Source organism: Deltaproteobacteria bacterium (assembly GCA_011773515.1).
Taxonomy (GTDB): Bacteria; Desulfobacterota; Deferrimicrobia; order J040; family J040; genus WVXK01.
Map to the genome: position 1 here is coordinate 4,950 of WVXK01000103.1, position 1,166 is coordinate 6,115.

1 protein-coding gene is annotated in these 1,166 nt (G+C 59.9%); it reads left to right on the forward strand.

Annotated features, from left to right (window positions below):
• Positions 1-1,166 (forward strand): HAMP domain-containing protein (locus GTN70_11310; GenBank protein ID NIO17549.1); only part of this gene is annotated, 1,166 nt, incomplete at both ends.

Below are 1,166 nucleotides of genomic sequence, written 5' to 3' on the forward strand. Positions count from 1 at the left end.
TCATCGAAATTTTCGGCATCCCCTATACCCCCATCAAGGGCGAATTCAGGATACAGAAGGAGGAGGTGCAGAAAAACCTCTCCGTCCTGGCGGACCTCAAGAAAAAGCACGCCCTGCAATGGCTCAGTGAGCGCCGGGGCGACGCCGAGATCCTCTCGGAAAGCGAGATATTGAGATTCAGCGTGTCGAGCCTCCTCGACACCATCCGGCAGCTCGAAAATGAGGGCAGAAGGGGGGATGCGCTCTGGGATGCACTCCGGCAGAAGCCGACGTACCGCAGCATCATCATGCACCTCAAACAGATGACTTCCTCCTACGAGAGCTACGAATCCATCCAGATCGTCGACCTTGCAGCCGACAGGATCATCTCCTCCACCAACGAGGGAGAGCTGGGTCTTTCCCACACAAAGAGCGAAGTCTTCACGGAAACCATCGATACCGGCGCACGGGGCACGGCTATCGGGTATCACTTCCACGAAGACACCTTTCACCTCGACATCTCGCGCCCGATAAACCCCCTCGATGCAGAGGGAGGCGGGAGCGGCGCCGTGGGCTGCATGGTCCACATACACGCAACGACTGATGCCCTGACAGGTTTGATGATCGGGAGCGTGAAAGAGCTCGGCGAGACGGGTGAGGCGACGCTGGTCAGCGAGAAGGGAGTACTCCTGAACCCCCTCAGACATCCTTTGCCCGACGGCTCCACCCCCCGGCTTTTCGTTCAGAAAGTCACGGCACTGCCCGCAGCGCGGGCGGCATCCGGCATGGAAGGGTACATTGAAACGAAGGATTACCGGGGGGAGATGGTCATCGCGGCGTACCGGCACATCCGCCTCACGGAAAACCTCGGCTGGGGGCTGGTGGTAAAGCAGGACGTGTCGGAAATTCTACACCCCCTCAAAGAAGAATTGCTGTTTCACCTCGTCTTCGGCGTTTCCGGTTTTCTCCTCATACTCGGATTGGCCTATTTCCTCGCGCAGAAGCTGTTCCGGCCCATCGACGCCCTCACGGCGGCCGCAGCGAAGGTCGAGAGGGGGGACCTGGACGCACGGGCGCCGGCGGACACCGCCGACGAGATAGGGTTTCTGGCCGAAACCTTCAACTCCATGGTGGGAAAGATACAGGGCTGGCAGAGGGAGCTCGAAGGGCAAGTCAGAGCCCGCACG